At 64.6% G+C, this 2917-nt stretch carries 2 protein-coding genes and 1 pseudogene; 1 reads left to right on the forward strand and 2 read right to left on the reverse strand.

Features of this window, described 5'->3' with window-relative positions:
• A pseudogene (locus AB0M56_RS50420) lies at positions 1-101 on the forward strand (IS5/IS1182 family transposase); the annotation flags it as partial.
• A gap of 235 nt (positions 102-336) precedes the next feature.
• Here AB0M56_RS50420 and AB0M56_RS50425 read toward each other — a convergent pair.
• The gene (locus AB0M56_RS50425) at positions 337-2094 is read right to left on the reverse strand and encodes a hypothetical protein (RefSeq protein ID WP_364190768.1); all 1758 of its coding nucleotides are present in this window, start codon (positions 2092-2094) and stop codon (positions 337-339) included.
• 71 nt (positions 2095-2165) lie between these two features.
• Complete coding sequence (locus tag AB0M56_RS50430; RefSeq protein WP_364190771.1) at positions 2166-2528, reverse strand: type VII secretion target; 363 nt, start codon at positions 2526-2528, stop codon at positions 2166-2168.
• Between the last annotated feature and the right edge of the window lie 389 nt (positions 2529-2917).

Consider the following 2917-nt stretch of genomic DNA (forward strand, 5'->3'; position numbering starts at 1 on the left):
AGTGCTGGAAGATCCTGCGCGACTATCGCCGCGCCGCCAGCACGCTGAACGACACGGTCTCCGGCATCGCGCATCTGCACAACATCCTCCTCGCAACCTGATCCGCAACACCAGTCCCACAAACCACAAGAGCAGTTACGAGACATCCCTTAGCTCGTCGAGGCCGGCGATGTTGGGCTGGACATCGGTGTGCAGCCACGCCGCCAGCGGCAAGTGCGTTTCGGGGGCGACAATGCGGAGTCTGCGCAGTGAGTCGAACGACATCTCGATCGAGGAGCTGATTCCGAAGAGACCGTTCACCGCTGGCCAAACTTCCGTTGCACAGACGTCACCTTCCTAGCGCCTTGGTGGTCGTGGGCTGCTCGAGCCAGACGTTTGGGGCGGGCGTTGACTGTCCGTGTCGGGCCAGTAGGTCCTCGGGCCGCCGTCGCCGCCGTAGAAGCCGTCAACGTTCATGATCCGCCCGGCCCACTTGTTGTCGGGATCAGCTGCTCCGTGCGGAGGCAGCCCGGGGTCGCTGGCCGGGTTCCAGACCGGGGTGAACGGAATCTGGGCCTGTCCCTGCCATCGTCCTCCTGCTGGGTCCAAGCTGTTGGTCTTCGGGCCGTTCGGCTGGAAACCGCCATTGGGGTTGCCGAAGTTCCACGCCTGGTTACCGCTGTTCTGCACCAGTCCGGGATGCATTCCGTCCGGGTAGGTAGTGCTAATGCCTGGCTTGGTATAGGTCTTTCCATCGGTATCGACGGTCTGCGGCCTGGGAAGGTTGTAGACGCCGGGCACCCCGGGATCAGCGGGGTCGTGGCCGCCGATGAGACCGCTGTTCGGCGGAGTCGGGAGCGGTTGCGGCCGTGGCGGAATATTGGGGTTCCCATTCGGGCGTATACCGGTGCCGTGTCCCGCGGGGAACGTGGTGTCGGGCGGAATGCTCACCGCCGGAACGTGGCCGCCGGTGAACCCCGGCGGTTTCCTGCCGGGTTTCAGATCACCGAAGATGACGTGGTTGTGGGCGTCCTCTGGGACGGGGGTCGCCCACGGGCCTTCGGGGGCGGACGAGTACGGGGGACCCCCATGCACCCCGATGGGGCCCTGCTGCGGTCGCTGGGGAAAGTATCCTTGCGCGTCGATCTCCTCAGGCGCCATCGGCGACCTCGAATCGGGCCCGGTGGCGCTCGTGGAACCCGACCCGACTGGCGATCTGGCCGCTGGCGTGCTGCTGGGTGTGGTGGGCGGGCCGACGGGGGGCAAGCTACCCGATCCGCCACTTGACGGACGACGTGCCTTGATCGAATAATTCGAGAAACCGGGCAGAAGGCTAGGCGCAGCGCTCGTGGCTGCGGTGCCCTGTTCGATGGCCTGGAGCGCCGACGTGGCGTGGTCGAACAGCCCCCCAGCCTTGTCAAGCAAACCGATCAGCGTCTTGATCGCGTTGATCAGGTTCTTGACCAGCCGAGCGATCTTCTCGGCGGTTTTGGCGATCAGTTGAACGCATTGCGGCACCACCCATGTCAATCCGATGCCGAGCGTCGCGACCACCTGCAACGCCCAGGACACCATGCGTGCCACGACTTCGCTGATCGTGTCCCGCACCAGCGCGCGCACGGCGGCCACCACCTGGCCGGCGGTGGCCACTCCGCTGCCGGTGCCGGCGCTCGCTTGGCTCGCCGCGCTCAGCAGTTTGGCGATGTCGCCGGCCTGCTGCCGGTAGGCGTCTGCCCCCTGCCCCTCCCAGCCGGCGACGTCCGCCGTGACGTAATCGGCGAGGTCGACACTGATCGAGGTCAGCTCCTGGGAGACGTTCTGCCAGGTCTGCGAATGCGCGGTGATCACGTCGGGGTTCCCGGCCAGCGCGTCCAGCGCCTGCTTCAGTGGGCCGACGTGCTCCATCAGCCAGCCCAGTCCCTGAGCCAGGATCGTGCCGAACGGATCCTCGACGAACCCCAGAACATCCAGTGCAGTGTCCGCGATCCCCAGGACACCCGAAGCCCAGTCACCGCTTTCGATGCTGTCCTTCACGCCGGCGGCGTCTTCCAGCAACGATGCGCCGGTGAATGGTGTCGTCGAACTCACCGGCTGGGCCATCAGCGGATTGCTCACCCTTGTCGTCCTTCACATCATCGAGGTTGCGGTTCCGGATGCCTGTGCGCCGGATGCGAAACAGCGGGCTTCTACGAGGCTTCCGGGGGTGTCGGGCGGACCAAGCCTGGCCCGACGTCGTTGAGATCGATGCCGTTGCGGAACGGTGTCGCGGCGCTGTGCTCTTGCTGGTCATAGCTCGCCGCGGCGGTCCGGATGTTGTCCGCCGTTGAGCTCATTCCCTTGACCGCCGCGCCGAGGGTGTCGTTCGCGTGCTGTTGGGTCGTGGCGTTGACGACGGGCGGGAGGAACGCGCAGAGGATGCCGTAGGCGGAGTTGTCGACACTCACGCTCCGCGCCGCGGACATGGCTTGGTTTAACCGATCGACCAGTCCGTCGAGGTGGGCTGAGTGCGCTCGAAGCTCATCCGGCACGAGCTCGAATCCGCTCGACATGAAGTTTCCTCACCTATGCTCGATTGAGTCACAATGCCGCATTCCGTCTGCCGAGTGCCTGTAGTGCAATGCCGACGACTCGCCCGCAGACCGCTGGATCCCGCACGGCGCGCGGCGACTACTGCGATCAACGACTCCGCAAGGCGGTTGCACTCGCGACTCCCCGAATTTACCGGATAAGAATCGCGAGAATTATGATCAAAGAGACCGTTGTGAATGTCCACATGGACAAGCGGCGCACAACCACTCGAAGATGTTCCATCCGTAATCGTTTGATCAGGGGGTCGAAGCAACCTAGTGTCGCGTGTCGTTAGTTGTTTGACGGTTGGGTGGGTGTCAGAATGCGGTATGGCGAATCGACCGGCTGCCGCGCTGTCTCTTCGTGATGG

Source organism: Amycolatopsis sp. NPDC051372 (assembly GCF_040682095.1).
GTDB lineage: Bacteria > Actinomycetota > Actinomycetes > Mycobacteriales > Pseudonocardiaceae > Amycolatopsis.